Origin of the sequence: Streptomyces sp. NPDC001351, assembly GCF_042896045.1 — a bacterium.
Taxonomy (GTDB): Bacteria; Actinomycetota; Actinomycetes; order Streptomycetales; family Streptomycetaceae; genus Streptomyces.
Map to the genome: position 1 here is coordinate 187,909 of NZ_JBIAWS010000011.1, position 26,431 is coordinate 214,339.

General features: G+C 70.3%; 18 protein-coding genes. 2 read left to right on the forward strand and 16 right to left on the reverse strand.

Annotated features, from left to right (window positions below):
- Positions 1 to 11 precede the first annotated feature (11 nt).
- From ACFY1U_RS35410 to ACFY1U_RS35430, 5 genes are all read right to left on the reverse strand, one after another.
- On the reverse strand, positions 12 to 2,450 hold the full coding sequence (locus tag ACFY1U_RS35410) for an FAD-dependent oxidoreductase (protein ID WP_390698130.1): 2,439 nt from the start codon (positions 2,448 to 2,450) through the stop codon (positions 12 to 14).
- A gap of 216 nt (positions 2,451 to 2,666) precedes the next feature.
- Positions 2,667 to 3,629 (reverse strand): ABC transporter substrate-binding protein, encoded by a 963-nt coding sequence (locus tag ACFY1U_RS35415; RefSeq protein WP_390698131.1) that lies wholly within the window; start codon positions 3,627 to 3,629, stop codon positions 2,667 to 2,669.
- Positions 3,630 to 3,642: 13 nt separating this feature from the next.
- On the reverse strand, positions 3,643 to 5,643 hold the full coding sequence (locus tag ACFY1U_RS35420) for an ABC transporter permease (RefSeq protein ID WP_390698132.1): 2,001 nt from the start codon (positions 5,641 to 5,643) through the stop codon (positions 3,643 to 3,645).
- A complete protein-coding gene (locus tag ACFY1U_RS35425) occupies positions 5,643 to 6,731 on the reverse strand; it encodes a glycine betaine/L-proline ABC transporter ATP-binding protein (protein ID WP_390698133.1) in 1,089 nt (362 codons plus the stop codon). The genes ACFY1U_RS35420 and ACFY1U_RS35425 overlap by 1 nt, the downstream gene beginning before the upstream one ends.
- A gap of 20 nt (positions 6,732 to 6,751) precedes the next feature.
- A complete protein-coding gene (locus tag ACFY1U_RS35430) occupies positions 6,752 to 8,221 on the reverse strand; it encodes an aldehyde dehydrogenase family protein (protein WP_390698134.1) in 1,470 nt (489 codons plus the stop codon).
- Between the two features lie 218 nt (positions 8,222 to 8,439).
- Between ACFY1U_RS35430 and purU the strand changes: the two genes are divergently transcribed.
- On the forward strand, positions 8,440 to 9,312 hold the full coding sequence (gene purU, locus ACFY1U_RS35435; RefSeq protein WP_390698135.1) for a formyltetrahydrofolate deformylase: 873 nt from the start codon (positions 8,440 to 8,442) through the stop codon (positions 9,310 to 9,312).
- Between the two features lie 164 nt (positions 9,313 to 9,476).
- On the opposite strand, the gene ACFY1U_RS35440 is transcribed toward purU, so the two are convergent.
- Positions 9,477 to 10,313 (reverse strand): 5,10-methylenetetrahydrofolate reductase, encoded by an 837-nt coding sequence (locus ACFY1U_RS35440; protein ID WP_390698136.1) that lies wholly within the window; start codon positions 10,311 to 10,313, stop codon positions 9,477 to 9,479.
- A gap of 3 nt (positions 10,314 to 10,316) precedes the next feature.
- Entirely contained in the window at positions 10,317 to 11,990 is a 1,674-nt protein-coding gene (betA, locus tag ACFY1U_RS35445; protein ID WP_390698137.1) for a choline dehydrogenase, read from the reverse strand.
- A 202-nt stretch (positions 11,991 to 12,192) separates the two neighbouring features.
- On the opposite strand from betA, the gene ACFY1U_RS35450 reads away from it, so the two are divergent.
- Positions 12,193 to 12,939 carry an IclR family transcriptional regulator gene (locus ACFY1U_RS35450; RefSeq protein WP_344399343.1) on the forward strand — a complete coding sequence of 249 codons (747 nt, stop codon included), beginning with the start codon at positions 12,193 to 12,195 and terminating at the stop codon, positions 12,937 to 12,939.
- A 1-nt stretch (position 12,940) separates the two neighbouring features.
- On the opposite strand, the gene ACFY1U_RS35455 is transcribed toward ACFY1U_RS35450, so the two are convergent.
- The 9 genes from ACFY1U_RS35455 to ACFY1U_RS35495 all read right to left on the reverse strand — a co-directional run bounded on the left by ACFY1U_RS35455 (position 12,941) and on the right by ACFY1U_RS35495 (position 26,323).
- Positions 12,941 to 14,071, reverse strand: coding sequence for an aromatic ring-hydroxylating dioxygenase subunit alpha (locus ACFY1U_RS35455; RefSeq protein ID WP_390698138.1), 1,131 nt, complete (start codon positions 14,069 to 14,071; stop codon positions 12,941 to 12,943).
- Positions 14,072 to 14,210: 139 nt separating this feature from the next.
- The gene (locus ACFY1U_RS35460) at positions 14,211 to 15,371 is read right to left on the reverse strand and encodes an NAD(P)/FAD-dependent oxidoreductase (RefSeq protein ID WP_390698139.1); all 1,161 of its coding nucleotides are present in this window, start codon (positions 15,369 to 15,371) and stop codon (positions 14,211 to 14,213) included.
- The gene (locus ACFY1U_RS35465) at positions 15,368 to 15,730 is read right to left on the reverse strand and encodes a bifunctional 3-phenylpropionate/cinnamic acid dioxygenase ferredoxin subunit (protein WP_030928447.1); all 363 of its coding nucleotides are present in this window, start codon (positions 15,728 to 15,730) and stop codon (positions 15,368 to 15,370) included. The genes ACFY1U_RS35460 and ACFY1U_RS35465 overlap by 4 nt, the downstream gene beginning before the upstream one ends.
- Before the next feature lie 200 nt (positions 15,731 to 15,930).
- On the reverse strand, positions 15,931 to 16,560 hold the full coding sequence (locus ACFY1U_RS35470) for an MBL fold metallo-hydrolase (protein WP_390698140.1): 630 nt from the start codon (positions 16,558 to 16,560) through the stop codon (positions 15,931 to 15,933).
- A complete protein-coding gene (locus ACFY1U_RS35475) occupies positions 16,560 to 17,645 on the reverse strand; it encodes an S-(hydroxymethyl)mycothiol dehydrogenase (RefSeq protein ID WP_390698141.1) in 1,086 nt (361 codons plus the stop codon). The genes ACFY1U_RS35470 and ACFY1U_RS35475 overlap by 1 nt, the downstream gene beginning before the upstream one ends.
- Before the next feature lie 501 nt (positions 17,646 to 18,146).
- Positions 18,147 to 20,078: a glycosyltransferase family 2 protein gene (locus ACFY1U_RS35480; protein WP_390698142.1), complete on the reverse strand. Its 1,932-nt coding sequence runs from the start codon at positions 20,076 to 20,078 to the stop codon at positions 18,147 to 18,149.
- Positions 20,079 to 20,247: 169 nt separating this feature from the next.
- On the reverse strand, positions 20,248 to 23,622 hold the full coding sequence (locus tag ACFY1U_RS35485; RefSeq protein ID WP_390698143.1) for a pyruvate carboxylase: 3,375 nt from the start codon (positions 23,620 to 23,622) through the stop codon (positions 20,248 to 20,250).
- A 113-nt stretch (positions 23,623 to 23,735) separates the two neighbouring features.
- Positions 23,736 to 24,197, reverse strand: coding sequence for a (2Fe-2S)-binding protein (locus tag ACFY1U_RS35490; RefSeq protein ID WP_390698144.1), 462 nt, complete (start codon positions 24,195 to 24,197; stop codon positions 23,736 to 23,738).
- A gap of 38 nt (positions 24,198 to 24,235) precedes the next feature.
- Positions 24,236 to 26,323, reverse strand: coding sequence for a molybdopterin cofactor-binding domain-containing protein (locus ACFY1U_RS35495; RefSeq protein ID WP_390698237.1), 2,088 nt, complete (start codon positions 26,321 to 26,323; stop codon positions 24,236 to 24,238).
- Positions 26,324 to 26,431: the final 108 nt, after the last annotated feature.

A 26,431-nucleotide genomic window follows, 5' to 3' on the forward strand; every position in this document is an offset into this window, starting at 1 on the left:
CAACGAACGCTTCACCCACGGAGACGGGACATCGTCGGGTCGAACAACGGCTCCTCGGCCACGACCGCCTCGACGCGTTGATCGAAGTACCCGATCTGCAGCGAGGTCCCAGGAGCGGCCAGCTCACTCGGCAGCCACGCATACGCAATGCCCTTGCCGATCGTGTAGCCGTACGCCGCGCTGGTGACATACCCGACCGCCCGCTCACCGTCGAACACCGGCTCCTTGCCGAGGACGACCGACTGCGGGTCGTCGATGGTGAGGCAGGTCAACTTGCGCCGCACCTTCTCCTTGCGGCGCTCAAGGGCGGCCTTGCCGATGAACTCACCCTTGTCGAGCTTCACCGCGAACCCGACGCCGGCCTCGTAGGGGTCGTGCTCATAGGTCATGTCGGTACCGAAGGACCGGTACCCCTTCTCCAGGCGGAGGCTGTTGAAGGCGCCGCGGCCGGCGATGATGCCGCCCAGCGGCCTCGCCGCCTCCCACAGGGTGTCCCACAGCTTCTGGCCCTGGTCGGCGGTGGTGTACAGCTCCCAGCCGAGTTCACCGACGTACGACAGGCGCATCGCGGTCACCGGCACCGAGCCGATGTAGGCGCGCTTGGCGCGGAAGTACTTCAGCCCGTCGTTGGAGAAGTCCTCGTCCGTCAGCGGCTGCAGCACCTTGCGGGCCAGCGGGCCCCACAGGCCGATACAGCAGGTGCCGGGGGTGATGTCGCGGACCTGGACGGTGCCGTCGGCGGGGAGGTGGCGGGTCAGCCAGTCGAGGTCCAGGTTGCCGTTGGCGCCGACCTGGAAGAGGTCGCGGCCCAGGCGGGCGACGGTGACGTCGCTGCGGATGCCGCCGTCGTGGTCGAGCAGGAGGGTGTACGTCACCGAGCCGACGGACTTGGCGACCTTGCCGGTGACCAGCTTCTCCAGGAAGTCGGCGGCGCCGGGGCCGCTGACCTCGAGGCGCTTGAGGGCCGTCATGTCGTACATCGCGACGGTCTCGCGGGTGGCCTGCGCCTCCGCGCCGACGATGGGCGACCAGTACTGCGCCGCCCAGTCGCCCGGGGTGGGGATGTTGCGGCCCTCGACCAGGGAGGCGTTGGCCTCGTACCACTGCGGGCGCTCCCAGCCGTTCGCCTCCAGGAAGAAGGCGCCGTGCTCCTGCTGGCGGGCGTGGAAGGGGCTGGTGCGGATCGGGCGCGGCTTCCCGGACGGCTGGAGGGGGTGGAGGATGTCGTAGACCTCGACGAAGTTCTGGCAGTCGCGGGCCAGGACGTACTCCGGGGACAGCTGGTGCGGCTCGAAGCGGTTGACGTCGCACTCGTGCAGGTCGAAGGAGGAGCAGTAGCCGTCGACCAGCCACTCGGCCATGGCCCGGCCGACGCCCGCGGAGTGCGTGACCCACACGGCCTCGGCGACCCAGAAGCCCTTGACGTCCTGGGATTCGCCGAGCAGCGGGAAGTTGTCGGTGGTGAAGGAGAACAGGCCGTTGATGCCCTCCTCGACCTTGGCCTCCTGTGTCGCGGGGAGCAGGGACTGGGTCTCGGCCCAGGCGGGCTCGAAGTCCTCCTCGGTGAACTTCAGGACCGACGGCATGGGCGCGGACTCGTCGAAGGAGAGGATCTCGTCGGCGGTGATCGGCATCGGGCGGTGGCCGTAGTAGCCGATGCCGATGCCGTCGAAGCGGTCGCGGTAGTAGAGGTCGGCGTCCTGGTGGCGCAGGATCGGGCGGACGGCTTCCTCGGTCTGGCCGGCGAGCGCCGGGACGGGCCCGGTCCAGGCGAGCTGGTGGGCGAGCGGGGTCAGCGGGAGGTTCATGCCGGCCATGCGGGCGATCTTCGGACCCCAGATGCCGGCGCAGCACACCACGATGTCGGCCGCGATCTCGCCCTGGTCGGTGAGGACGCCGGTGACGCGGCCGTCGGCCTGCTGGACGTCGAGGACCTCGTGGCGGGCCAGGAACGTGACGCCGCGCTCGGTGGCGCGACGGATCTGCGCCTCCACGGCGAGGACCGCCTTGGCCAGGCCGTCCGTGGGGACGAGGAGGCCGCCGAGGACCTTGTCCCGGTTGACCAGCGGGTGCTGCTCGACGCATTCGTCGGCGCTCAGCAGCCGGGCCTCGATGCCCCAGGCGGTGATCCAGCCGTGGCGGCGGTGCAGTTCCGCGAGGCGCTCCGGGGTGGTCGCCACTTCGAGGCCGCCGACCTGCAGGAAGCAGGGCTTGCCGTCGACGTCGAGGGAGCAGAACTTCTCGACCGTGTAGCGGGCCAGCTCGGTCATGGTCTTGGAGGAGTTGGTCTGGAAGACCAGGCCCGGCGCATGTGAGGTGGAGCCTCCCGTGGCGGGCAGCGGGCCCTGGTCGACCACGGTCACTTCGGTCCAGCCTCGCGCGGAGATCTCGTCAGCGAGGGCCGCTCCCACGACGCCCGCTCCGATGATCACCACTCGGGGTCCCGCCATCGCCGCACCTCCGAAATTCAAAACCGTCGAGTTGCTTGCTGCGCAACGTGATTCAGGTTGCGCAACTCAGCGTGCCTGTCGCGGGAGGGGGTGTCAAGGGGTCTGTGACGTCGGAAAACGGGCCGAAACACGCACCGGAACACGGCGATGCCCGGCGGGCGGTACGCGACTGCGCGTACCGCCCGCCGGGCATGTCCGACCGGCCTCGGGACTCGGCTACTTGATCCAGGCGTCGACCTTGTCCTTGTTGGCCTCGACCCACTTCTTGGCCGCCGCGTCGTCCGTCATCTTGTCCTGGGCGATGTACTTGGCGACCTCGTTCTGGTCGTCGTTCGTCCAGGTGAAGTTCTTCACCAGGTTGTAGGCGGGGCTGCCGGCCTTGGCGAACTTCGCGCTGACGATCTTGTTCAGGTTGTAGACGGGATAGTCGCAGGCGACCTTCGCCGCGTCGGCGTCGCAGCCCGTCTTGTACGCGGGCAGGGTGACCTTCTTCAGCGGGACCTCGGACATGAACCACTGCGGCTCGTAGAAGTAGCCGATCACCCACTGCTTGTTCTTCTCGGCGGTGCGGAAGGCCTGGATCAGCGCCGTCTCGCTGCCCGCGTACACCACCTTGAAGTTCAGCTTCAGGTTCTTGACCAGCGCCTCGTCGTTGGTGACGTACGACGGGTCGCCGTCCAGGAGCTGGCCCTTGCCGCCCGACTCGGAGGTCTGGAACTTCGAGGCGTACTTGTTGAGGTTCTTCCAGTCGAGGATGTCGGGGTGCGCCTTGGCCAGCCACGGCGGCACGTACCAGCCGATGATGCCTTTGTTGCCGGTCGGGCCGGCGTCCACGGCGGTCTTCTGCTGGTCGATGTACTTCTTCACCAGGTCGGCGTGGCCCCAGTTCTCCAGGACGGCGTCTACCTCGCCGGTGCCGAAGCCCTGCCAGGCGATCTCTTCCTTGAGGTTCTTCTTGGTGACCGTACAGCCGAGGTTGTGCTGGGCGACGTACGCGACGACCGCCGCATCCGCCTCGTAGCCCACCCACGGGTTGACGGCCAGGTTGAAGGTGCCGCACTTGCCCGAGCTTCCCGAGCCCGCGGAGGAGCTGTCGCCGACCTTCGCCCCGCCGCACGCGGTGAGGGTGAGGCCGAGGACGGCCAGGCCGGCCGCGCCGGCTCGCCAGTGTCTTGCCATGGTGTCGTGCTCCTTAAGCGCTGGCGCGGCGCGCCGCGGCCTGAGTGATCCGGTCGAACATGACTCCGAGAAGGACGATGGCCAGACCCGCGGCAAGCCCCTTCCCGTACAGCTGCCCCTGCGAGAAACCGGCCACGACGTCGTAGCCGAGAGCGCCTGCCCCTACCAGGCCGCCCACAACAACCATCGACAGCACGTAGATCAGGCCCTGGTTGGTGGCAAGCGTCAGGGCACTGCGTGACATCGGCAGTTGAACCTTGGTGATGATCTGCCAGGTGTTGCACCCGGCGGAGGTGGCCGCCTCCACGGTGGTCTCGGGCACGGCCCGGATCCCGTCCGCGATGATCTTCATGGCGACGGGGGCCCCGTAGACGATCGCGGCGACGATGGCCGTGAAGCGGGTGGGGCCGAACAGCGCGAGGAACGGCACGAGGTAGACGAAGGGCGGCATGACCTGGGCGGCGTCCAGGGTGGGCCGGATCAGCCGGTCCACCATCATGCTGCGCCCCATCCACACCCCGAAGACGATCCCGAGCACCATCACCAGGACCGTCGCGACGAGCGTCGAGGCCAGGGTGGTCATGGCGTCCGACCACAGACCTGTGCCGACCAGCAGGCCCACGCACACGGCCGTGGTGACCCCGGACTTCCAGCCGCCGAGCACCACGCCCAGCGCGACCAGGACCGCGCCGACGAGCCACCAGGGGGAGTCGGTGACCAGCGTCTGGAACGGGTTGAGCAGGCCGTTGGTGATGACGTCGCGGATGGCGTTGGTGACGCCCGAGAGGCTGTCCTGCGCCCAGTTGGTCGCGCTGTCCGCCGCGCTCGCGATGTGGCTGCCGACGGTGCCGTCACCGGGGAAGTCGGCCGCCCACAGGTAGGTGTGCGACAGATAGATCAGGACCGCCGTGACCGCGGCGCCGGCGCCCAGCAGGGGCCGCCGCCACTTCGCGAAGTCGTGCTTGGCGTTGCGCGCGTTCTCCTCGCGTGCGGCCGCCGCGGTGGTCACCCGGTCCAGGACGATCGCCATGACGACGATGGCGAGGCCCGCGTTGAAGGCCGTGCCGACGTCGAGCGACTGCAGCGCCTGAAGGACGATCACGCCGAGGCCCGGCGCGTTGATCAGGGCGGCGATGGTCACCATGGCCAGGGCGGCCATGATGGTCTGGTTGACGCCCATCACCACGGTCCGCTTGGACATCGGCAGCAGGACCTTCAGCAGCGACTGGCGTCGGGTGGCGCCCAGGGAGTCGGCCGCCTCGACCGTCGTCTTGGAGACGTTGCGGATGGCGTGCGCGGTGATGCGGATCGTCGGCGGGGCCGCGTAGATCACGGTGGCGATGGTGGCTGAGGCGCCGCCGATGAGGAAGAACAGCGTCAGCGGTGCCAGGTACACGAAGGTCGGCATCGTCTGCATGAAGTCCAGGAAGGGCGTGACGATCCGGTTGAACCGGTCCGACAGCCCCGCCCACACCCCGAGCGGGATCGCGAACAGCAGCGCCACGAACACCGCGGAGAGGGTGAGGGAGAGGGTGTCCATGCTCTCCTGCCACAGCCCCTGCAGCCCGAAGAAGGTGAACCCGGCCACGGCCAGCAGCGCGACCCGCCAGTTGCCCACGGCCCAGGAGACATAGCCGGCGATGCCGACGACCCCGAGCCAGCCGATCTCCGGGACCGGGCGGGCCCCGGACGGCTGCGAGATCAGGTGCTGGATGAAGGTCACCAGGTTGTCGATGACCAGCCGGATCTCGTTGAAGAAGTACAGGAAGAGCGGGTTGGAGTTGCGGTTGGCGCCGATGGAGTCGTTGAAGTCGTTGATCCAGCGGTGCAGATCGGTCAGGTCGGCGGCCGCCAGCGTCAGCGTCTGCTTGCCGCGCAGCACGGCGAACAGCACCAGCCAGACGACCACGATCGCGCCGACCACCATGCCCCGGCTGATCTTTCGCGCCGCCTTGACGGGCGCGACCGGCACCGCGGCCTCCGTCTTCTCGGGCTTTTCCATGGCGACGGTCATCACGCGCCGCCTTCCTGCCCGGCGACCACCGCGAGGATCTCCTCGTCACCGACGATGCCGAGCAGCTTGCCGTCCTCGACGACCTTGATCGGCTTGTCGGCCGCGAGCACGGCCCGGGTGGCCTCCTTCACCACGACGTCCGGGCCCAGCTCGGGGCCGTCCAGCTCGTCGCCGTCCTCCGGTGCCCGCATGATCCAGCGCAGGGTGAGGACGTCGCCGCGGGGTACGTCCTTGACGAACTCGCGGACGTAGTCGTCGGCAGGGGCGCCGACCAGTTCGTCGCCGGTGCCGCACTGGACCATCTTGCCGTCGCGCATGATCAGGATGCGGTCGCCCAGCTTCAGCGCCTCGGAGAGGTCGTGGGTGATGAACACCATGGTCTTGCCGACCTCGTGGTGCAGGCGGATGACCTCGTTCTGCATGTCGCGGCGGATCAGCGGGTCGAGCGCGGAGAACGGCTCGTCGAAGAAGAGGACGTCCGGGTCTCCGGCGAGCGCCCGGGCGAGGCCCACGCGCTGCTGCATACCGCCGGAGAGCTGGTCGGGGTAGGAGTTCTCATAGCCGGCCAGGCCGACCAGTTCGACGACCTCCAGGGCCCGCTTGGTGCGCTCGGCCTTGCTCATGCCGCGGATCTCCAGGCCGAAGGCCACGTTGTCCACGACCCGGCGGTGCGGCAGCAGCCCGAAGTGCTGGAAGACCATGGAGAACTTGCGGCGGCGCAGGTCGCGCAGCTTGGCCGCGTCCGCCTCGCGGATGTCCTGGCCCTCGAAGACGAGCTCACCCGAGGTGGGCTCGATCAGCCGGGTCAGACATCGTACGAGGGTGGACTTGCCGGAGCCGGACAGTCCCATGACCACGAACACCTCGCCCTTGCGGACGTCGAAGTTCACGTCACGGACCGCGGCGGTACAGCCGGTGCGGTCCATCAGCTCGCGGCGGGAGAGACCGCACAGCTCCTCTGAGCCCGGCACCCGGTCGGCCTTCGGCCCGAACACCTTCCACAGATTGCGCACGGATATGACGGGCGTGTCGTCCGAGTCCTGGGGGGTGCCACGCCGCTGCGGCACCTCTGTCTGTGTGGGGGTCACGATCGACCTCATTTCGGCGTTCAGCCGCGGAACCAGCGCTGCGGCCGGGGTTGGATGTTCTGCCAGATGTGCTTGGGCTCTCGGTACTCGTCCAGGCCGGTCGGTCCCAGCTCCCGGCCCGTGCCCGAGTGCCCGAAGCCACCCCATTCCGCTTGCGGCACATAGGGGTGGTAGTCGTTGATCCACACCGTGCCGTGGCGCAGCCGCCGGGCGACCCGCTGGGCCTTGCCGGCGTCCTCGGTCCAGACGGCGCCGGCGAGGCCGTACTCGGTGTCGTTGGCGATGCGTACGGCATCGTCCTCGTCGGTGAAGCGTTCGATGGTCAGCACGGGTCCGAAGGACTCCTCGTGCACCACCCGCATGTCCTGGGTGCACGCGTCGAGCACGGTCGGCGGGTAGTAGTGGCCGTTCGCGAGGCCGGGATCGGTGGGCCGCTCCCCGCCACAGCGCAGTACGGCGCCCTCGGCGATGCCCGCGGCGACGTACGCCTCGACCTTCGCCAGGTGCTGGGCGGAGATCAGCGCTCCGGTCTCGGCCTCGGGGTCGAAGGGCCCGCCCAGGCGGATCTGCCGGGCGCGGCGGACCACCTCGTCGACGAAGCGGTCGTGCAGCGAGTCCTCGACGATCAGCCGGGCGCCGGCCGAGCAGACCTGCCCGGAGTGCAGGAAGACGGCCGTGAGAGCCATGTCCACGGCCGTCTCGAAGTCGGCGTCGGCGAAGACGACATTGGGGTTCTTGCCGCCGAGCTCCAGCGCCACCTTCTTCACCGTGGCGGCTGCGGTGGCCATGATCCGCTTGCCGGTCTCCAGACCCCCGGTGAAGGAGACCATGTCGACGCGCGGGTCCTCGGACAGCGGGGCGCCGACCTCCGGGCCGGTGCCCAGGACGAGGTTGGCGGCGCCGGCCGGGAGTCCGGCCTCCTCCAGTGCCTTCATCAGCAGGATGGAGGTGGAGGGGGTGAGCTCGCTGGGCTTCAGGACGATCGTGTTGCCGGCCAGCAGCGCCGGGGCGACCTTCCAACTGGCCTGCAGCAGCGGGTAGTTCCAGGGGGTGATCAGTCCGCACACGCCGACCGGCTCGTACACGACACGGCTGATGGCGTCCTCGCGGCCGGTGTCGATCACCCGTCCGGCGTCGGTGCCGCCGATCCCGCCGTAGAAGCGGAAGCAGGAGACGACGTCGGCGATGTCGTACTCGCTCTCCACCAGCCGCTTGCCGGTGTCCAGCGACTCGGCGCGGGCGAACTCCTTGGCGTCGCGCGCGAGGATGTCGGCGGTACGCAGCAGCAGAGCGCCGCGCTCGCGCTCGGGGGTGCGGGGCCAGGGGCCCTCGTCGAAGGCCCGGCGGGCCGCGGCGATCGCCGCCTGCGTGTCGGGACGCGTCCCTTCCGCTACGGTCGCCGAGAGGGTGCCGTCGGCGGGGCAGCGGATTTCGCGGCGCCCGCCGGCCACCGGCTCGCGCCACTCTCCGTCCACATACAGATCTGCCACGCGCCAAGCCTTTCAACCGAAATTCGTTGCGCATCGTGCATTCAATTGCTTGTGGTGGAACACCCTGACGAATGTCCAGACAGACGTCAAGAGGTTGGCGGATGACGATTTCGCAAGGGGCCCAATGCCCCATCCTCTCTTGACCGAGGGCCCAACCGGCCCGACCATGTTGCGTATCGCTCACCTTGTTGTGCAATACGCACCGACGGAGGCCGCACATGTCCCCTCGCCCGCAACCTGGCCGTGAGTTCGTCCTCACTCTCTCGTGTCCCGACAGCGCGGGACTGGTCCATGCCGTGAGCGGCTTCCTCGTCAGGAACTCCGGCAACATCCTGGAAAGCCAGCAGTTCGATGATCGACTCCAGGGCCGCTTCTTCATGAGGGTCCACTTCGACGTTTCCGATCCAAACGCGGATCTGGAAACTCTGCGTTACCGGTTCGGTCCCGTAGCCGAGGCCTACCGCATCTCCTGGAAGCTGTGGGACGCCTCGACCCCGACCCGGACGCTGATCATGGTGTCCAAGTTCGGCCACTGCCTCAACGACCTGCTCTTCCGGCGCCGCACCGGCGCCCTCAATATCGAGATCCCCGCGATCGTCTCCAACCACCGGGACTTCGAGAGCCTGGCGGAGACCTACGGCATCCCCTTCCACCACGTCCCGGTGACCAAGGAGACCAAGCCGGAGGCGGAGGCGCGGCTGCTGGAGCTGGTGCGCGAGCTGGACGTCGACCTCGTGGTGCTCGCCCGCTACATGCAGGTCCTCTCCGACGACCTGTGCAAGCAGCTGGAGGGCCGCGCGATCAACATCCACCACTCCTTCCTGCCCAGCTTCAAGGGCGCACGCCCGTACGTCCAGGCCTACGACCGAGGAGTGAAGCTCGTCGGCGCGACGGCGCACTATGTGACCTCGGACCTGGACGAGGGCCAGATCATCGAGCAGGACGTCGTCCGCGTGGACCACTCCCTCGACCCCGGCGAGCTGGTCACGGTCGGCCGGGACGTCGAGGCCCAGGTACTGGCGCACGCGGTGAAGTGGCACAGCGAGAGCCGCGTGATGGTGGACGGCAACCGCACGGTGGTCTTCCGCTGAGCGCACGGCAACGGCGGGGCGGGTCCGATTCCGGACCCGCCCCGCCGTCGTATACAGCCGCCGGTCAGCCCTTTCAGCCCGTCCGGAGTTTGAGGACGAGGCCCCTTAAGGGCCGAAAGCGGGGGCCTGGGGGCGGCAGCCCCCAGAGGGCGGCGGCACCCCCCTCAGCCGCCGAGCCGCTCCAGCACCGCCCGGCGCCACGCTTCCGTCTCGGCGATCTGGTTGAAAGTGAACACATGCAGCCCCGCCACCCCCGCCGAAGGCGCCGTGAGGGCAGCCTCGCTGCGCTGCAACAACCGGTCAGGTGAATAGCCCCCGGGCGCGGCGAACCGCAGGAACCACGACGCGTGCTTCGTCAGGAACCGCGTCGACTCCCCCACCCCGATCTTCGTCGCCATCGCCAGCAGCTTGGTCCGCTGCACGGGCCCGGCGACCCCCACGTACACGGGCAGGGTGACGTCCCGCCGCCGTATCCGGGCGATCCACTCCCCCAGCACGCGCGGATCGAAGCAGAGGTTGCTGACGATGTACGTGGCGTGCGCGCGCTTGTCCCACATCGCCTGGATGGTGAGGTCGTCGTGGATGAGGGGATGGCTCTCGGGGTAGCCGGTGATGCCCACGTGGGCGAAGGGTTCGCCCAGCTCGGTGAGCCTGCGCAGCACCGGCAGGGACCCGTCGTAGGCCCCGGCCGGCGGGTCCGCGTCCCCCGCCGGCACGAAGACGTCGTCCACGCCCGCCTCACGCAGCCGCTCAACGACCTCCTTGAGATGCACCTCGTCCCGCAGCAGCCGTGCGGGCACGTGCGGTACGACGCGGTAACCGTGCGCCGCGAGCCGGCCCGTGAGCTCCAGGGTCGGCTCCAGGCCCTTGACCGGCGACGCCGTGACCGTGACCACGACGTCGCGCGGGACATGGGCGAGGACCTTGTCCTCGGTGGCCTTCGCGGGCAGCACCTCATAGCGGACGCCGTCCAGCAGCGCCCTCAGCCCGGTGGCGTCCAAGGCCTACCCGGCCTGCTTCTGGGCATCGCGGTGGCGGTAGAACGCCGCCTTCGACGGAGCCAGGGGCTCCTTGCCGAGGATCAGGTCGGCGGCCTTCTCGGCGACCATCATCACCGGGGCGTAGATGTTGCCGTTGGTGACGTACGGCATCACCGACGCGTCGACGACCCGCAGGCCCTCCACGCCGTGCACCCGCATGCTGGTGGGGTCGACGACTGCCATCTCGTCGGAGGAGGGGCCCATCTTGCAGGTGCAGGACGGGTGCAGGGCCGTCTCGCCGTCCTTGGCGACCCAGTCGAGGATCTCCTGGTCCGTCTCCACGGACGGGCCGGGCGAGACCTCGCCGTCGTTGAAGGGCGCGAGCGCGGGCTGGTTGAGGAGCTTGCGCGCGACGCGGATCGCCTCGACCCACTCGCGGCGGTCCTGCTCGGTGGAGAGGTAGTTGAAGCGCAGCGCCGGGTGTTCGCGCGGGTCCTTGCTCTTGATCTTCACCGAGCCGATGGCGTCGGAGTACATGGGCCCGACATGGACCTGGTAGCCATGGCCGCCGGCGGGCACGGAGCCGTCGTAGCGGACCGCGATGGGCAGGAAGTGGAACATCAGGTTGGGGTAGTCCACGTCCTCGTTGCTGCGGCAGAAGCCGCCGGCCTCGAAGTGGTTCGTGGCCGCGGGGCCCTTGCGGAACAGCCACTGCAGGCCGATGAAGGGGGCCCGCCACTTGGCCAGATACGGCTGCATGGAGACGGGCTGCTTGCAGGCGTACTGGATGTACACCTCGAGGTGGTCCTGCATGTTCTCGCCGACGCCCGGCAGGTCGTGCACGACGTCGATGCCGAGGGCGCGCAGCTCCTCCGCGTTGCCGACGCCGGACAGCTGCAGCAGCTGCGGGGAGTTGATCGCGCCGCCGCACAGGATGACTTCCTTGGCGCGGACCTGCTTCAGGGCGCCCTTGCCGCGCTGGTACTCGACGCCGACGGCCTTCTTGCCCTCGAAGAGGACACGGGTGACCAGGGCGCGGGTCGTGACGGTGAGGTTGGGGCGCTTCCGGACGGGCTTGAGGTACGCCTTCGAGGCCGAAAGGCGGCGGCCGCGGTGGACGTTGCGGTCGAACTTGGCGAAGCCCTCCTGCCGGTAGCCGTTGACGTCGTCGGTGGGGGCGTAACCCGCCTCCTGGGTGGCCTTGAGGAAGGCGCCGAAGAGGGGGTTGGTGGCCGGTCCGCGCTCCAGGACGAGGGGGCCGTCGTGGCCGCGGAACTCGTCGTCCGGGTCGGCGGCCAGACAGTTCTCCATCCGCCGGAAGTAGGGCAGACAGTGCGCGTAGTCCCAGGTCTCCATGCCGGGGTCGGCCGCCCAGCGCTCGTAGTCCATGGGGTTGCCGCGCTGGAAGATCATGCCGTTGATGCTGCTGGAGCCGCCGAGCACCTTGCCGCGCGCGTGGTAGATGCGCCGGCCGCCCATGTGCGGCTCGGGCTCGGACTCGTACTTCCAGTCGTAGAAGCGGCTGCCGATCGGGTACGTCAGTGCCGCGGGCATGTGGATGAAGACGTCCCAGGGGTAGTCGGAGCGGCCTGCCTCCAGGACCAGCACCTTGTTCGCCGGGTCAGCTGAGAGTCTGTTCGCCAGTGCACTGCCGGCCGAACCGCCGCCGACGATGACGAAGTCGTATTGGGGAGCCATGGTGCCTCGTCTCGCTCGCGCCGTAGATACGCGAGGCATGCTAGTACCAGTAGCGCTATACGCACTAGGTTGCGAGCCACGCAACTTACGGGTTGTTGATTTCGCCACGGTTACTTGCAGTCGTGTTGTTTACTGCGCGTATAGTTTCGGAGTGAGCAACCACAGCCAAGACACCGAAACGTCAAATTCGCAGGCCGGCGGAGTGCAGTCGGTCGACCGAGCCATCAGCGTCCTGGAGATCCTCGCGCAGCGCGGCGAGGCGGGCGTCAGTGAAGTGGCCGCCGAGATCGATGTTCACAAATCCACCGCCTTCCGTCTACTCGGCGCCCTGGAGGCGCGCGGTCTGGTGGAGCAGGCGGGCGAGCGCGGCAAGTACCGGCTCGGCTTCGGCATCGTACGCCTGGCCGGCGCGGTGACGGGACGCATCGACATCACCCAGCAGGGCCGCCCGGTCTGTGAACGGCTCGCCGAGGAGATCGGCGAGACGGTGAACATCGCGGTGCTGCAAGAGCACTACGCGATCAACCTGTACCAGGTGCGCGGCCCCGGAGCGGTCACCGCGCACAACTGGGTCGGCCAGCTGACGCCGCTGCACGCCACGTCCAGCGGCAAGTGCCTGCTGGCGTACCTGCCCGCCAAGGAGCGCGCCGCGCTGCTGGCCGAGGCGGGCCTGAAGAAGGTCACGCCGCACACCATCACCTCGAAGGCGAAGCTCGAGAAGACCCTCGCCGAGGTACGGGAGGCCGGCTACGCCTGGACCATGGAGGAGCTGGAGATCGGTCTGCACGCCATGGCCGCCCCGGTCCTGGACCGGGACGGCGAGGTCATCGCGGCGGTCACCGCCTCCGGGCCCTCCTACCGCTTCACGGAGGAGCGGATGCGGGAGCTCGCCCCGGTGCTGATCAAGGGTGCGGAGGAGATCAGCCACCGCATGGGGTACCTGGGCTGAGTCACCCCCGGGACAGGCCCAGGCGCTCGTTCACCCAGTCGTGGAAGGCTCCGATGTGGTGCTCGCTGGGCACCAGCACGCCGCCCTTGGCGTACATCCGGGAGCTCATGCCGGGCTGTGTGCGCTCGCACGCGTCGAAGTCCTGGCGGTTGACGCGGTCGAACAGCTCCACGGACCGGCTGACGTCCTTGCCGCTCTCGACGACGTGCGGGAGGTAGAGCCAGTCGCACTCGACGATCGTGCGGTCCACGGCCACCGGGTACATCCGGTGGAAGATCACGTGGTCGGGCACGAGGTTGATGAAGACCTGCGGCTTGACCGTGATCGCGTAGTAGCGGCGGTCCTGGTCCTCGGCGACACCGGGGATGCGGTCCAGGCCCTCGGAGCCGTCGACGGTGAAGCCCTGCACCTCCTCACCGAACTCGGCGCCGTGCCCGACGTAGTACTGGGCGGCGTAGCCGTCGGCGAACTCCGGGAGCACCTCGGTGAGTTCGGGGTGGATCGTGGCGCAGTGGTAGCACTCCATGAAGTTCTCGATGATGAGCTTCCAGTTCGCCTTCACGTCGTAGACGATCCGCTTGCCCACGGAGAGGTTGTCGATGTCGTAGTGCTCGATCGACTCCACGTCGCCGAGGCGGGAGATCACCTCGCCGATGACGTCCTCCTCGAAGGAGGGCGGGTTCTCCGCCAGGCACACCCAGACGTAGCCGAGCCATTCGCGGACGGCCACGCTGACCAGGCCGTACTCGGTGCGGCCGACATCGGGCATCTTGGTGAGGTTGGGGGCCGCGACCAGCTTGCCGTTCAGGTCGTAGGTCCAGGCGTGGTACGGGCACTGGAAGGCCCGCTTGACCTCGCCGGTCTCCTCGGTGCAGAGCTTGGCGCCGCGGTGGCGGCACACGTTGAAGTACGCGCGGATCGAGTTGTCCCGGGCGCGGGTGACGAGGATGCTCTCGCGTCCCACGTCGACGGTGCGGAAGGCACCGGGCTTGGCCAGCTCGGAGGAGCGCGCGACGCAGAACCACATGGTCTCGAATATGCGCTCCTGCTCCTGGGCGAAGATCGCCGGATCCGTGTAGGAGGAGCCGGGAAGGGTGGCGATCAGGCTGTCCGGCAGGCTGGTCGAGGTCACGGTGCACTCCTCGGAGGACGTCGGGGAGGGGATTGATGAGCGCCCTGAAGGGGCGCGGGGCTGTATCGATATCCGGCTCCGCCGGGGGGCGCGACCAGCCACAACGGCGCCGCGGAAGAACAACAACCCATTTCGGTGCTCATAGCGGAGCGCTGAGCTGCTTGCGCCAGCGGGTGAACAGCCGCGGCTGGTTCATCCCGAGTACGGCGACCGGCTGTCCGGCGCGCCGGTAGACGGCGAGGACGTTGCGGTCGTCCGCAGCGCCTTCCTCGACCGTCACACTGTCGGCGCCGGCCGCATGACCGGCGAACTGGATCTTCACTCCGTACTGGTCGGACCAGAAGTACGGCGGCCGGGGCACACCCGGCTCCACCGCACCGCCCGCCAGCAGTGTGGCGATGGCGGCGTCGGGGCGCTCGCGCGCACCGGTCCAGTGCTCCACGCGGCGATGGGCGCCCGCGCGGGGGTCGTACCAGTTGGCGCAGTCGCCGACCGCGACCACTCCGGCGAGGCTGGTGCGGCCGTCGGCGCCGCACTTCACCCCGTTGTCGAGCGTGACGCCGGAGCCTTCCAGCCACTCGACGCAGGGGCGTGCACCCACACCGACGACGACGATGTCGGCGGGGACGCTGCGGCCGTCCTCCAGCAGGACGGCATCGACCTGTCGCTCACCGCTGAGTCCCTTCACGCCCACGCCGCACAACAGCCGTACGCCGTGGTCCGCGTGGAGTGCGGAGACGACCGCGCCCATGGTCTCGCCGAGCGGTCCTGCAAGCGGCGTCGGGGCGGCCTCGATCACCGTCACGTCGAGCCCGAGGGCGTAGGCCGTGGAGGCGACCTCGGCGCCGATGAAGCCGCCGCCGATCACCACGAGCCGTCCGCCGCGGGCCAGTTCGTCCCGCAGGGCGCGGGCGTCGTCCAGGGTGCGCAGGGTGTGCACTCCGGAAAGGCCCTCCGCGCCCGGCAGGGTGCGTGCGGCGGCGCCGGTCGCGATGACGATGCCGTCGGCGCGCAGCTCGCTGCCGTCGGCGAGCCGGACGGCGCGCCGGGTGCGGTCGAGGCCGGTGGCGCGGACGCCGAGCAGCCACTCGGCCCGCAGGTCCTCGTCGTCCGTCTCCAGTACGAGGTCGGCTTCGCCGATCGTGCCGGCCAGGAACTCCTTGGACAGCGGGGGCCTGTCGTACGGGCGGTGGGTCTCGTCGCCGATGACGACGAGCCGTCCGTCGTACCCCTGCTTGCGCAGCGAGCGCGCCGCCGACAGGCCGGCCAGCGAGGCGCCGACCACGGCGACCGTTCTCACGCGGGACCTCCGGCGAGGCGGGAGGCGATGCAGGGCGGCAGGTTGGGAGCGTCGGTCGACACCTGGACGTAGATCATGCCGTCCTCGACGACCACCTCGTGCGTCCGCACCGGCAGCTTGGCCGGCGGGGCGTCGACGGCGCCGGTGCGCAGGTCGAACTTCGAAGCGTGCAGCGGGCATTCCACCTCGCAGCCCTCCAGCCAGCCGTCGGCGAGCGAGGCGTCCTGGTGGGTGCAGGTGTCGTCGATGGCGAAGACCTCGCCGTCATCGGTATGGAACACCGAGACCGGCGGATCGATGTCGAGCCGGAAGGCCTCACCTCGCGGGAGATCCGCGAGACGGCACACGGGAATCATCATGACACCTCGGTGCGTATAACGAAACGGATTGCGGTAAGCGCAACATCAGTCTGAGGTCGCCCTGAACCCTTGTCAAGGAGTTCAGGGGCCCCGATACCCCCCCGCCAGATGTTGCATTTCATGCAACTTCGTGCACGATAAGCAACAACCTGAGGGCAGGGGTCGGCACCAGGATCAGTGCCTTCGAGCAGGTCAGCGGGTCAGTGACCGCGTGCGATCCAGTCCTGCAGGTGCGGGGCCTCCGCACCGATGGTGGTCGTGTCCCCGTGACCGGTGTGCACGACGGTGTCGCCGGGCAGGGTCAGCAGCCGTTCCCGGATGGACTCGATGATGGTCGGGAAGTGGCTGTACGACCTCCCCGTGGCCCCCGGGCCGCCCGCGAAGAGCGTGTCGCCGCTGAAGAGTGCGCCGAGCGCCGGCGCGTACAGACAGACCGCACCAGGGGCGTGACCGGGCGTGTGCAGCACGGCCAGGTCGACGCCCGCCACCGTCAGGACCTGGCCGTCGGCCAGTTCCGCGTCGGGCGCCCGCTCCGGGTGCGTCTGCTTCCACAGCGGCAGGTCGTCGGGATGGAGGAGGACCGGGCCGCCGGTGCGCGCCGCGAGGTCGGGCGCGGCGTCGATGTGGTCGTTGTGGGCGTGGGTGCACACGATCGCCCGCAGGGTCCGGCCGCCGACGGCCTGGGCGATGGCATCGGCGTCATGGGCCGCGTCGATGACGATCACCTCGTGGTCGTCGCCGATGATCCATACGTTGTTGTCGACGTCCCAGGTGCCGCCGTCCAGCGAGAACGTGCCCGAGGTGACGAGGTGTTCGATGCGTGCGGCCATCAGAGCACCACCACCGAGCGCAGGACGTCGCCGCCGTGCATCCGCTCGAAGGCCTTCTCGACCTCGTCCAGGGCGATGGTCTCGGTGACGAAGGCGTCCAGGTTCAGACGGCCCTGCAGATAGAGGTCGATGAGCATCGGGAAGTCACGGGAGGGCAGGCAGTCGCCGTACCAGGACGACTTCAGCGATCCGCCGCGCCCGAACACGTCCAGGAGCGGCAGCTCCAGCTTCATCTCCGGGGTCGGCACACCCACCAGGACGACCGTGCCGGCGAGGTCGCGGGCGTAGAAGGCCTGCTTGTACGTCTCCGGGCGGCCGACCGCCTCGATGACGACGTCGGCGCCGTGGCCGCCGGTCAGCTCGCGGATCGCCTCGACGGGGTCGGACTCCTTGGAGTTGACCGTGTGGGTCGCGCCCAGCTTGCGGGCGGTCTCCAGCTTCCGGTCGTCCAGGTCCACCGCGATGATCTTCGCTGCGCCGGCCAGGTTCGACCCGACGATCGCGGCGTCGCCGACGCCACCGCAGCCGATGACCGCCACGCTGTCGCCTCGGCCGACGTTGCCGGTGTTGATCGCTGCGCCGATGCCCGCCATCACTCCGCAGCCCAGCAGGCCGGCGGCGGCCGCAGAGGCGGCGCGGTCGACCTTGGTGCACTGCCCGGCCGCGACCAGCGTCTTCTCCGCGAACGCGCCGATGCCCAGCGCCGGGGACAGCTCGGTGCCGTCCTCCAGGGTCATCTTCTGCCGGGCGTTGTGGGTGTTGAAGCAGTACCAGGGCCGTCCGCGCAGACAGGCCCGGCACTGCCCGCACACGGCACGCCAGTTGAGGATCACGAAGTCACCGGGGGCGACATCGGTGACGCCCTCCCCCACCGCCTCCACCACGCCCGCGGCCTCGTGGCCCAGCAGGAAGGGGAAGTCGTCGTTGATGCCGCCCTCGCGGTAGTGCAGATCGGTGTGACAGACCCCGCAGGCCTCGACCCTGACCAGCGCCTCGCCCGGTCCGGGGTCGGGCACGATGATCGTCTCCAGGCTGACGGGGGCGCCCTTGCCCCGCGCGACGACTCCACGGACCTGGTGCGTCATGGCCACTCCTCGGCTGGTACGAGACTGAGTCAGATGTTGCTCAATACGGCACACATCTCATGTGCCGCAACACAGCATCGTGGAGCGCAGACCCCGGGTCAAGGCTCTCGGAGGTGCGCGGTCGACATCGGCGGCCCTCCTCCGGCGCGGCTCACCGGACGCTTCGGCGGCTCCGCCGTGTTACCGCCGGGCACCTGCCCTGCAGGGCGTCCAGCAGCGCTTCCCGCGGACCGCCGGCCGACGGCACACGCCGGCGGCACGCTCGCCCGCATCTCCTACCGCCCGAGTCTGCTCACCGTGACCCCGGCGGTCGCGCAGCCGCCTGTTCCTCGCGGCCGGTGATCCCGCGCCCCAGCTGGACGAGACGCGCACCTCGGATGAGCGGTCGGCGGTCGAGCGGTCCGGCACAGTGGCAGCCGTCAACCGCACCGACGCCGAAGCCCGCCGGGGCGCGGCTCTCCTTCAGGCTCGTCCGGTCGGGCACCCGGTAAAGCCGGAGACTCAGCGACCCAGCCGCCGCCGTACCCGCCGTACCTGCCCGTTGTCCGCGACCGAGTCGAGGAGTCGGCGTCCGGTGCCGGGCTCGTACGCCGGGCCCTCCAGGCGGAGCAGGGCACCGTCGCGGACGACGGCGTGGGCGACCGGGGTGTCCGTCTTCGGGAAGGTGACCGGGTGGCGGCCGGCCGGGAGGGCGAGACGCGTGGGCAGGCGCAGTTCGGCCGTTGCGCCGTCGGGGGCGGGGATCAGCTCGGCGTCCAGGGTCAGGGCGGAGACCGTGACCTTGACGCGAGCCGGGGCTCCGCCTGCCACCGCCGCTACGTACGGCAGCGGGAGCGAACGTCTGCCGCGTCCGGTGTTCGCCGCGGCGGCGCCGGCCGTGTCGGGGCCGAGCCCGCGCTGGCGCTGGTCCACGTCGAGGGCGAGCTGGCCGCCGGCCGTCCAGTACGGGAGCGCGAGACGGCCGCCGGTCAGCGCCGGGCCCGCGGCCGGGGCGCCCGGGGTGCCGTCGCCGGTGACGCGGACCATCCGGTCGATGCCGAGGAGTTGGACGTACGCCCACACGTCGTGCACCCCGCGCTCCAGCGGATGACCGCCGGCCAGGCGCTCGGGGTCGAGGAGCAGGCGTCCGGAGGCGACCAGCCGTGAGCGGCCCTCGCCGAGCGGCTGCAGGCGCACCTCCAGATCGCCCTCCGGGTACCACCAGTCCTCACGGTCGCGGTCCTTGACCACCAGCTCCGCGTACGCCAGCCGGAACGGGTCGCGGACCTCCCAGCCGTCCTCCGCGCCGGGCACGCCGGCCAGCAGCTCGGGGTCCAGCCACCGCTTGCCGTCCCGCTCGACGAGGGCCAGGGGTTCGCCGTCGCCGCGCAGCAGGTCGAGGGTGACGTCGGCGACCAGTCGGCCGCCCTCCCAGCGCAGTGCGCCGACCTCGCTGCGGGCCTTCACCTCGCGGATCCGCTCGGCGAGAGCCGAGGCGCCGTCGAAGTCGCCGCGTTCGAGGAGTTCGGCGCGTAGCCGGGACACGGTGGGCAGGCCTTCGCGTACGGCCGCCGGGAACTCCGTCAGCGCCAGCTCGCGGGCCGCCTCGAAGCGCTGCCTCTGCTCGGCCGGGTCCTCGCGGAGGATCTCGGGCTCGCGGGTGCGGGAGAGGATCTCGACGTGGTAGAGGCGGTGCAGGAGGCGGTTCTGCAGGGCGTCGATGTCGTCCGAGGCCTCGGTGCCGTCCTTGATCTGGCGGACGATGGTGCGGCAATTGGGCCAGAAGCCGTGCCGGGGGCTGAAGCGGTGCTGGGTGTTGTTGCCGCCGTCGTCCCGCTTCATCCAGTAGTAGCAGGGGTAGTCGGCGAGGATGGAGATCCGTTCCGCCTTGAGATAGGCGGCGCTGACGAAGAGCAGGTCCTCCAGGATCCAGGGGCCCTCGGGGAAACGCAGGCCGTGCTCCTCGACGAAGGCGCGCCGGAACATCTTGTGCGGCGACATGCTCTGCATGAGCTCGTCGTTCTCGATGGTGCAGGCGTCCACCGTGTGCCGGAACAGCCGTCGGGGCCGGACCATGGTGGTGGACATCTTGCCGAGCACCACGTCGGAGTCATTGCGCTTGGCGAACTCGTACAGCCGCTGAAGCGCCTCGGGGCCGAGGGTGTCGTCGTGGTCGACGAACTGGATGTACTCGCCCCGGGCGTGGCTCATGCCCAGGTTGCGCGGCGCGCCCGGCCAGCCCGAGTTGGGGCGGGTGTGCACCTGAACGTTCGGGTGCTTTGCCGCGATCTTCTCCAGGCGGGCCAGGGTGTCGTCCGTCGAACCGTCGTCGACGTAGATGACCTCGTACTCGTCGGCGGGCAGGGACTGCCCCAGCAGCGACGGCGCGCACTCGTCGACGTACTTCCCGGTGTTGTACACGGGCACGACGACGCTGACCTTGACTCTCGGCATCCCAGAGACATTACCCGGCCACCGGAAGGGCGACGGTACGAGGGGCCGGGCGCCGGCAGGCCCTCAGCCCGCCGCAGGGGAAGCGCACGCCTGCGGCGCGCGCGGCAGAGGCCCGGCCTCACCTGCCCATCGGTGGGACCGGGCCCCTGGCACACACGTGAGCGAGGGCTCAGCCGATCTCGACGAGCAGATCGCCGCCCTCCACCTGCTGGATCTTGTTGATGGCGAGCCGGCCGACGGTGCCCGCCTTGGGGGCGGTGATCGCGGCCTCCATCTTCATCGCCTCGATGGTGGCCACCGTCGCACCGGCGTCCACCTCGTCGCCCTCGGCGACCACGAGGGTGACCACGCCGGCGAACGGGGCGGCGACATGGCCCGGGTTGGCGCGGTCGGCCTTCTCCGTCACCGGGACGTCGGAGGCGGCCGCCTTGTCACGCACCTGGATCGGGCGGAGCTGGCCGTTCAGCGTGGACATCACGGTCCGCATGCCGCGCTCGTCGGCCTCGCCGACCGCCTCCAGCTCGATCAGCAGCCGGACGCCGGGTTCGAGGTCGACGGCGTACTCCTTGCCCGGGCGCAGCCCGTAGAAGAAGTCCTTGCTGTCCAGCACGCTGGTGTCGCCGTAGGCCTGGCGGTGGGTCTCGTAGTCGCGGGTCGGGCCGGGGAACAGCAGCCGGTTGAGGGTGGCGCGGGGCTCCTTCGCCAGGCCCTCGCGGTCCTCCGTGCTCAGCTCCTGCACGGGCCTGGGCTCCGCGCGGCCCTCGAGTGCCTTGGTGCGGAAGGGCTCCGGCCAGCCGCCGGGCGGGGTGCCCAGCTCGCCGCGCAGGAAGCCGATGACGGAGTCGGGAATGTCGTACCGGTTCGGGGTCGCCTCGAACTCGGCCGGGTCCACCCCGGCGCCCACCAGGTGCAGGGCGAGGTCGCCGACCACCTTGGAGGACGGGGTGACCTTGACCAGGCGGCCCAGCATCCGGTCGGCGGCGGCGTACAGGTCCTCGATCTCCTCGAAGCGGTCGCCGAGGCCGAGCGCGACGGCCTGGGTGCGCAGGTTGGAGAGCTGACCGCCGGGGATCTCGTGGTGGTAGACGCGCCCCGTCGGGGAGGCCAGGCCGGCCTCGAAGGGGGCGTAGACCCTGCGGACGCTCTCCCAGTACGGCTCCAGGTCGCCGACCGCCTGGAGGTCGAGGCCGGTCGGACGGTCGGAGTGGTCGGTCGCGGCGACGATCGCCGACAGCGACGGCTGGGACGTCGTTCCCGCCATCGACGCCACCGCGCCGTCCACCGCGTCCGCGCCCGCCTGGATCGCCGCGAGATAGGTGCCGAGCTGGCCGCCCGCCGTGTCGTGGGTGTGCAGGTGGACCGGGAGGTCGAACTCCCGCCGCAGCGCGGACACGAGCTTGGCGGCGGCCGGGGCGCGCAGCAGGCCCGCCATGTCCTTGACGGCCAGGACGTGGGCGCCCGCCTCGACGATCTGCTCCGCGAGGCGGAGGTAGTAGTCGAGGGTGTACAGGCGCTCGTTCGGGTCGGACAGGTCCGAGGTGTAGCAGAGGGCCACCTCGGCGATCGCCGTGCCCGTCTCGCGTACGGCGTCGATGGCGGGGCGCATCTGGCCGACGTCGTTGAGGGCGTCGAAGATGCGGAAGATGTCGATGCCGGTGGCCGCGGCCTCCTGCACGAAGGCGTCGGTCACCTCGGTCGGGTACGGGGTGTAGCCGACGGTGTTGCGGCCGCGCAGCAGCATCTGCAGACAGATGTTGGGGACGGCCTCCCGCAGAGCGGCCAGGCGCTCCCACGGGTCCTCGGCGAGGAAGCGCAGGGCGACGTCGTACGTCGCTCCGCCCCAGCACTCCAGGGACAGCAGCTCCGGCAGGGTCCGCGCGACCACCGGGGCGACCGCCAGGAGGTCCTTGGTACGGACGCGGGTGGCGAGCAGCGACTGGTGGGCGTCGCGGAAGGTGGTGTCGGTGACGCCGATGGTCGGCGACTCGCGCAGCGCGCGGGCGAACCCCTCCGGGCCGAGTTCGACCAGCCGCTGACGCGAGCCGGCGGGCGGCTCCCCTGAAGGCAGCACCGGCAGCTTGCTCACGGGTTCGATCAGCTCGGGACGCTCGCCGTTCGGCTTGTTCACCGTCACGTCGGCGAGGTAGGTGAGCAGCTTGGTGCCGCGGTCGGCGGAGGAGCGGGAGGTGAGCAGGTGCGGGCGCTGTTCGATGAACGACGTGGTCACCCGCCCGGCCTGGAAGTCCGGGTCGTCGAGGACCGCCTGCAGGAACGGGATGTTGGTGGCCACCCCGCGGATGCGGAACTCGGCCACGGCGCGCCGGGCCCGGCCGATCGCGGCCCTGAAGTCCCGGCCCCGGCAGGTGAGCTTGACCAGCATGGAGTCGAAGTGGGCGCTGATCTCCGTACCGGCGTGGGTGGTTCCGCCGTCCAGGCGGATGCCGGAGCCGCCGGGTGAGCGGTAGGCGCTGATGCGGCCGGTGTCCGGGCGGAAGCCGTTGGCCGGGTCCTCGGTGGTGATACGGCACTGCAGGGCCGCGCCGTGCAGCTTCACCGTCTCCTGGGACAGGCCGAGGTCTGCGAGGGTCTCGCCGGAGGCGATGCGCAGCTGGGACTGGACGAGGTCGACGTCGGTGACCTCCTCGGTGACCGTGTGCTCGACCTGGATGCGCGGGTTCATCTCGATGAAGACGTGGTTGCCGTCGCGGTCCAGCAGAAACTCGACGGTGCCCGCGTTGCGGTAGCCGATCTCGCGGGCGAAGCGGACCGCGTCGGCGCAGATGCGGTCGCGCAGCTCCGGGTCGAGGTTGGGTGCGGGGGCGAGCTCGACGACCTTCTGGTGGCGGCGCTGGACGGAACAGTCGCGCTCGTAGAGGTGGATGACGTTGCCCTCGCCGTCGGCGAGGATCTGCACCTCGATGTGGCGGGGGTCGACGACGGCCTTCTCCAGGAAGACGGTGGAGTCGCCGAACGCGGACGCCGCCTCGCGGGAGGCCGCCTCGATGGACTCGCGCAGCTGGGCCGGGTCCTCGACGCGGCGCATTCCGCGTCCGCCGCCGCCCGCGACGGCCTTCACGAACACCGGGAAGCCGACGTCCTCGGCCGCGCGGACGAGTTCGTCGACGTCGGTGGAGGGTGCGGAGGAGCCGAGCACCGGGACGCCGGCCGCGCGGGCGGCGGCCACCGCGCGGGCCTTGTTGCCGGTCAGCTCGAGGGTCTGCGCGCTCGGCCCGACGAAGGTGATGCCCGCTTCCTCGCAGGCCTTGGCCAGCTCGGGGTTCTCGGACAGGAAGCCGTAGCCGGGGTAGACGGCGTCGGCGCCCGCCTGACGCGCCGCCCGGACGATCTCCTCGACGGAGAGATACGCGCGGACCGGGTGGCCCGGCTGCCCGATCTCGTACGCTTCGTCGGCCTTGAGCCGGTGCAGCGAATTTCGGTCCTCGTGCGGGAAGACGGCGACGGTCCTTGCGCCCAGCTCGTAGCCTGCGCGGAACGCCCTGATCGCGATCTCACCACGGTTGGCTACCAGCACCTTGCGGAACATCGCCGCTCCCTTCAGCCTACGGATGACGTCCCCCATGGTGTCGGTGACATGCCCTTCTGGCCATGTGAGCCGGGCCACTCACCCCGCGTGTCGTCGTGCGGACCGGAGAATCGTCAGGAACGGAGGTCGGCTGCCGCCTTTTTGACGGCCTCGCGGATACGGGCGTAGGTGCCGCAGCGGCAGACGTTCTCGATGCCGTCGATGTCGGCGTCGGTCGGTTCGGGCGTCTTCTTCAGCAGGGCCGCGGCAGCCATGATCTGCCCGGGCTGGCAGAAGCCGCACTGCGAGACGTCGCAGTCGATCCAGGCCTGCTGCACGGGGTGCAGGGTGTCGCCGTCGGCCAGGCCCTCGATGGTGGTGACCTTGCGGTCCGCGCAGTCCTTGACCTTGACGACGCAGGGCTGGAACTCGTCCCCGTCGAGATGGCTGGTGCAGGCGCGGCACACGCCGACACCGCAGCCGTACTTGGGTCCGGTGACGTGCAGCAGGTCGCGCAGCACCCACAGCAGCGGCATGTCGGCGGGGGCCTCGACGGTGACCGGCTTGCCGTTGAGGGTGAAGGAGTAGGAGGGCATCGATACCTTCTCGGAGGCTGATCCGGCGGCGGTCAGAATCAGAAGTTGAGCGGGAAGCGGCGGGGCCTGGTGCCGGTCGCGCGGGCGTAGGCGTTGGCGACGGCTCCGGAGGCGGCCGGGACGCCGAGTTCGCCGGCGCCGCCGGGCTCCTGCTCGGACGGCATGATGTGCGCCTCGAAGTGCAGCGGGGCATGGCGCTGGCGCGCCCACTGGAAGTCGGCGAAGCTGCCCTCGCGCACGGCGCCGCGGTCGATGTGCAGTCCGGCCCGCAGCACGGTGGAGATCCCGTCGACGGCGGTGCCCATGAGCTGGGCCTGAAGACCGCGCGGATTGACGGCGGTGCCGACGTCGGCCGCCATCACCACCTTGGTCACCCGGGGGTGCTTCGGATCGGTGGCGTCGATCTCGGCCAGACAGGCCACGCAGGAGCCGTACTCCTCGTGGACCGCCACACCCTGCGCATGCCCCTTGGGCATGGCCCGCCCCCAGCTCCCGGCGGCGGCCACCTTGTCGAGGACCGCTTTGACGGCCTTGCTGCGCAGCGCCGTCCGGCGGAAGGCGACGGGATCCGTGCCGAGGCTCCTGGCGATCTCGTCGACGACGATCTCCTCGGCGGTGCGCACCATCCCGGAGTCCACCGACCGCCAGGCGCCCAGCGGGATCGCCAGTTCGATACCGCCGGAGTCCTCGGAGAGGCGACCGAAGTCGTACAGCCCGGAGTCGCCGGGCCGCGGCCCGGCCGCCTGCACGCGCCCCGGCCGTACGAAGGCCGCCTGGTGCGCGGTCCCCTTCCTGCCGGACGACTCGCCCACCCCGGCCATCGCATGGCTGAAGGCGACCACCCTGCCGTCGGCGTGGCTGGCGCGGAAGCGGTGGTGGGTGGCGGAGCGCATCCGGCCGTGGCGGGTGTCGTCGTTACGGCTCCACATCAGCTTGACCGGCCGCTTCGCCGCCTTCGAGATCAGGGCCGCCTCGATGGCCGCGTCGAAGTTCAGCCGCCGTCCGAACGAGCCGCCGCCGCGCAGCACATGCACGGTGACCGCGGACTCCGGCAGTCCGGTCACCGAGGCGATGCTGTCCCGGGCGTCCGTGGGTGTCTGGGAGGAGAACCAGATCTCGGCCTTGTGGGCGCGCACGTCCGCGATCGCGGTCAGCACCTCCATCGGGGCGTGGCTGACGAAGGCGAACTCGAACTCGGCCTCGACCTGTGTCGATCCGTGCGGCGGAGAACCCAGGCGCGGGACCGCGGCCTTGAGCCGGGAGCGGATCTGCGCGTCGGACAGTGAGGCCAGCGGGCCCGGCGCCCACTTGATCTTCAGGGCGTCACGGGCCTGGAAGGCGTGGTGGAAGGACTCGGCGACCACGGCGACCCCGCCGGGTACCTCGACGACGGCGTGCACACCGGGCAGGGCGCGGGCCGCCCGGTCGTCGACCGAGACGAGCCTCCCGCCGAGCGTCGGCGGCCGGGCCACCACGGTCGGCTTCGCCCCGGCCACGGACAGGTCCCCCGTGTACTGCGCCTTGCCGGTGACGATGTCCCGGGCGTCGACACGTGTCGTGGGCCGGCCGATCAGCGTGTGCCGGGAGGCCGGTTTGGGCTCGGCGGGCACGGCCGTACGGCGGATGCGGGCGGCGCTCGCGCTCAGTGAGCCGAAGGTGGCGGTACGGCCGTCCGGAGCGATCACCGTCGTGTTGACGGTGCGCAGGCTCCAGGCGGGCAGATGCCAGCGTCTGGCGGCGGCGGTGACCAGCCTGGCCCGTGCGGTGGCCGCGAGCCGGCGGGCCGGGCCGTACAGGGAGACGACCGAGTTCGAGCCGCCGGTGTACTGGTTGCCCTTGGTCCGGGCGTCCGCCAGGGGGATGTCGACGTCGGCGAGGCGGGCGTCCAGCTCCTCGGCGATCATCATGGCGACGGCGGTCGTGATGCCCTGGCCGACCTCGACCCGCGGCAGCCGTACGACGATCCTGTTGGCGTGGGTGACCTCCAGGACGAGCATCTCGTCGTCGGCGCCGGTCACCAGGACGCCGGACGGTCCGCGGGCGGGCTCGGAGCCCTGCGCCGGGGAGGTGTCGCAGGCGAGCGGGGCCGCGATGGTGAGCGTCGACGCCGCCAGGGAGTACACCATGAACCGGCGGCGGGACACCGCGTGCCGTGGGGCGCCCGTGTCCTGGGCCGGGCCGGTGGGTGCGGCGGAGGACTCGGTGCCGTCCAACAGAGACTCCTCGCGGGTCGT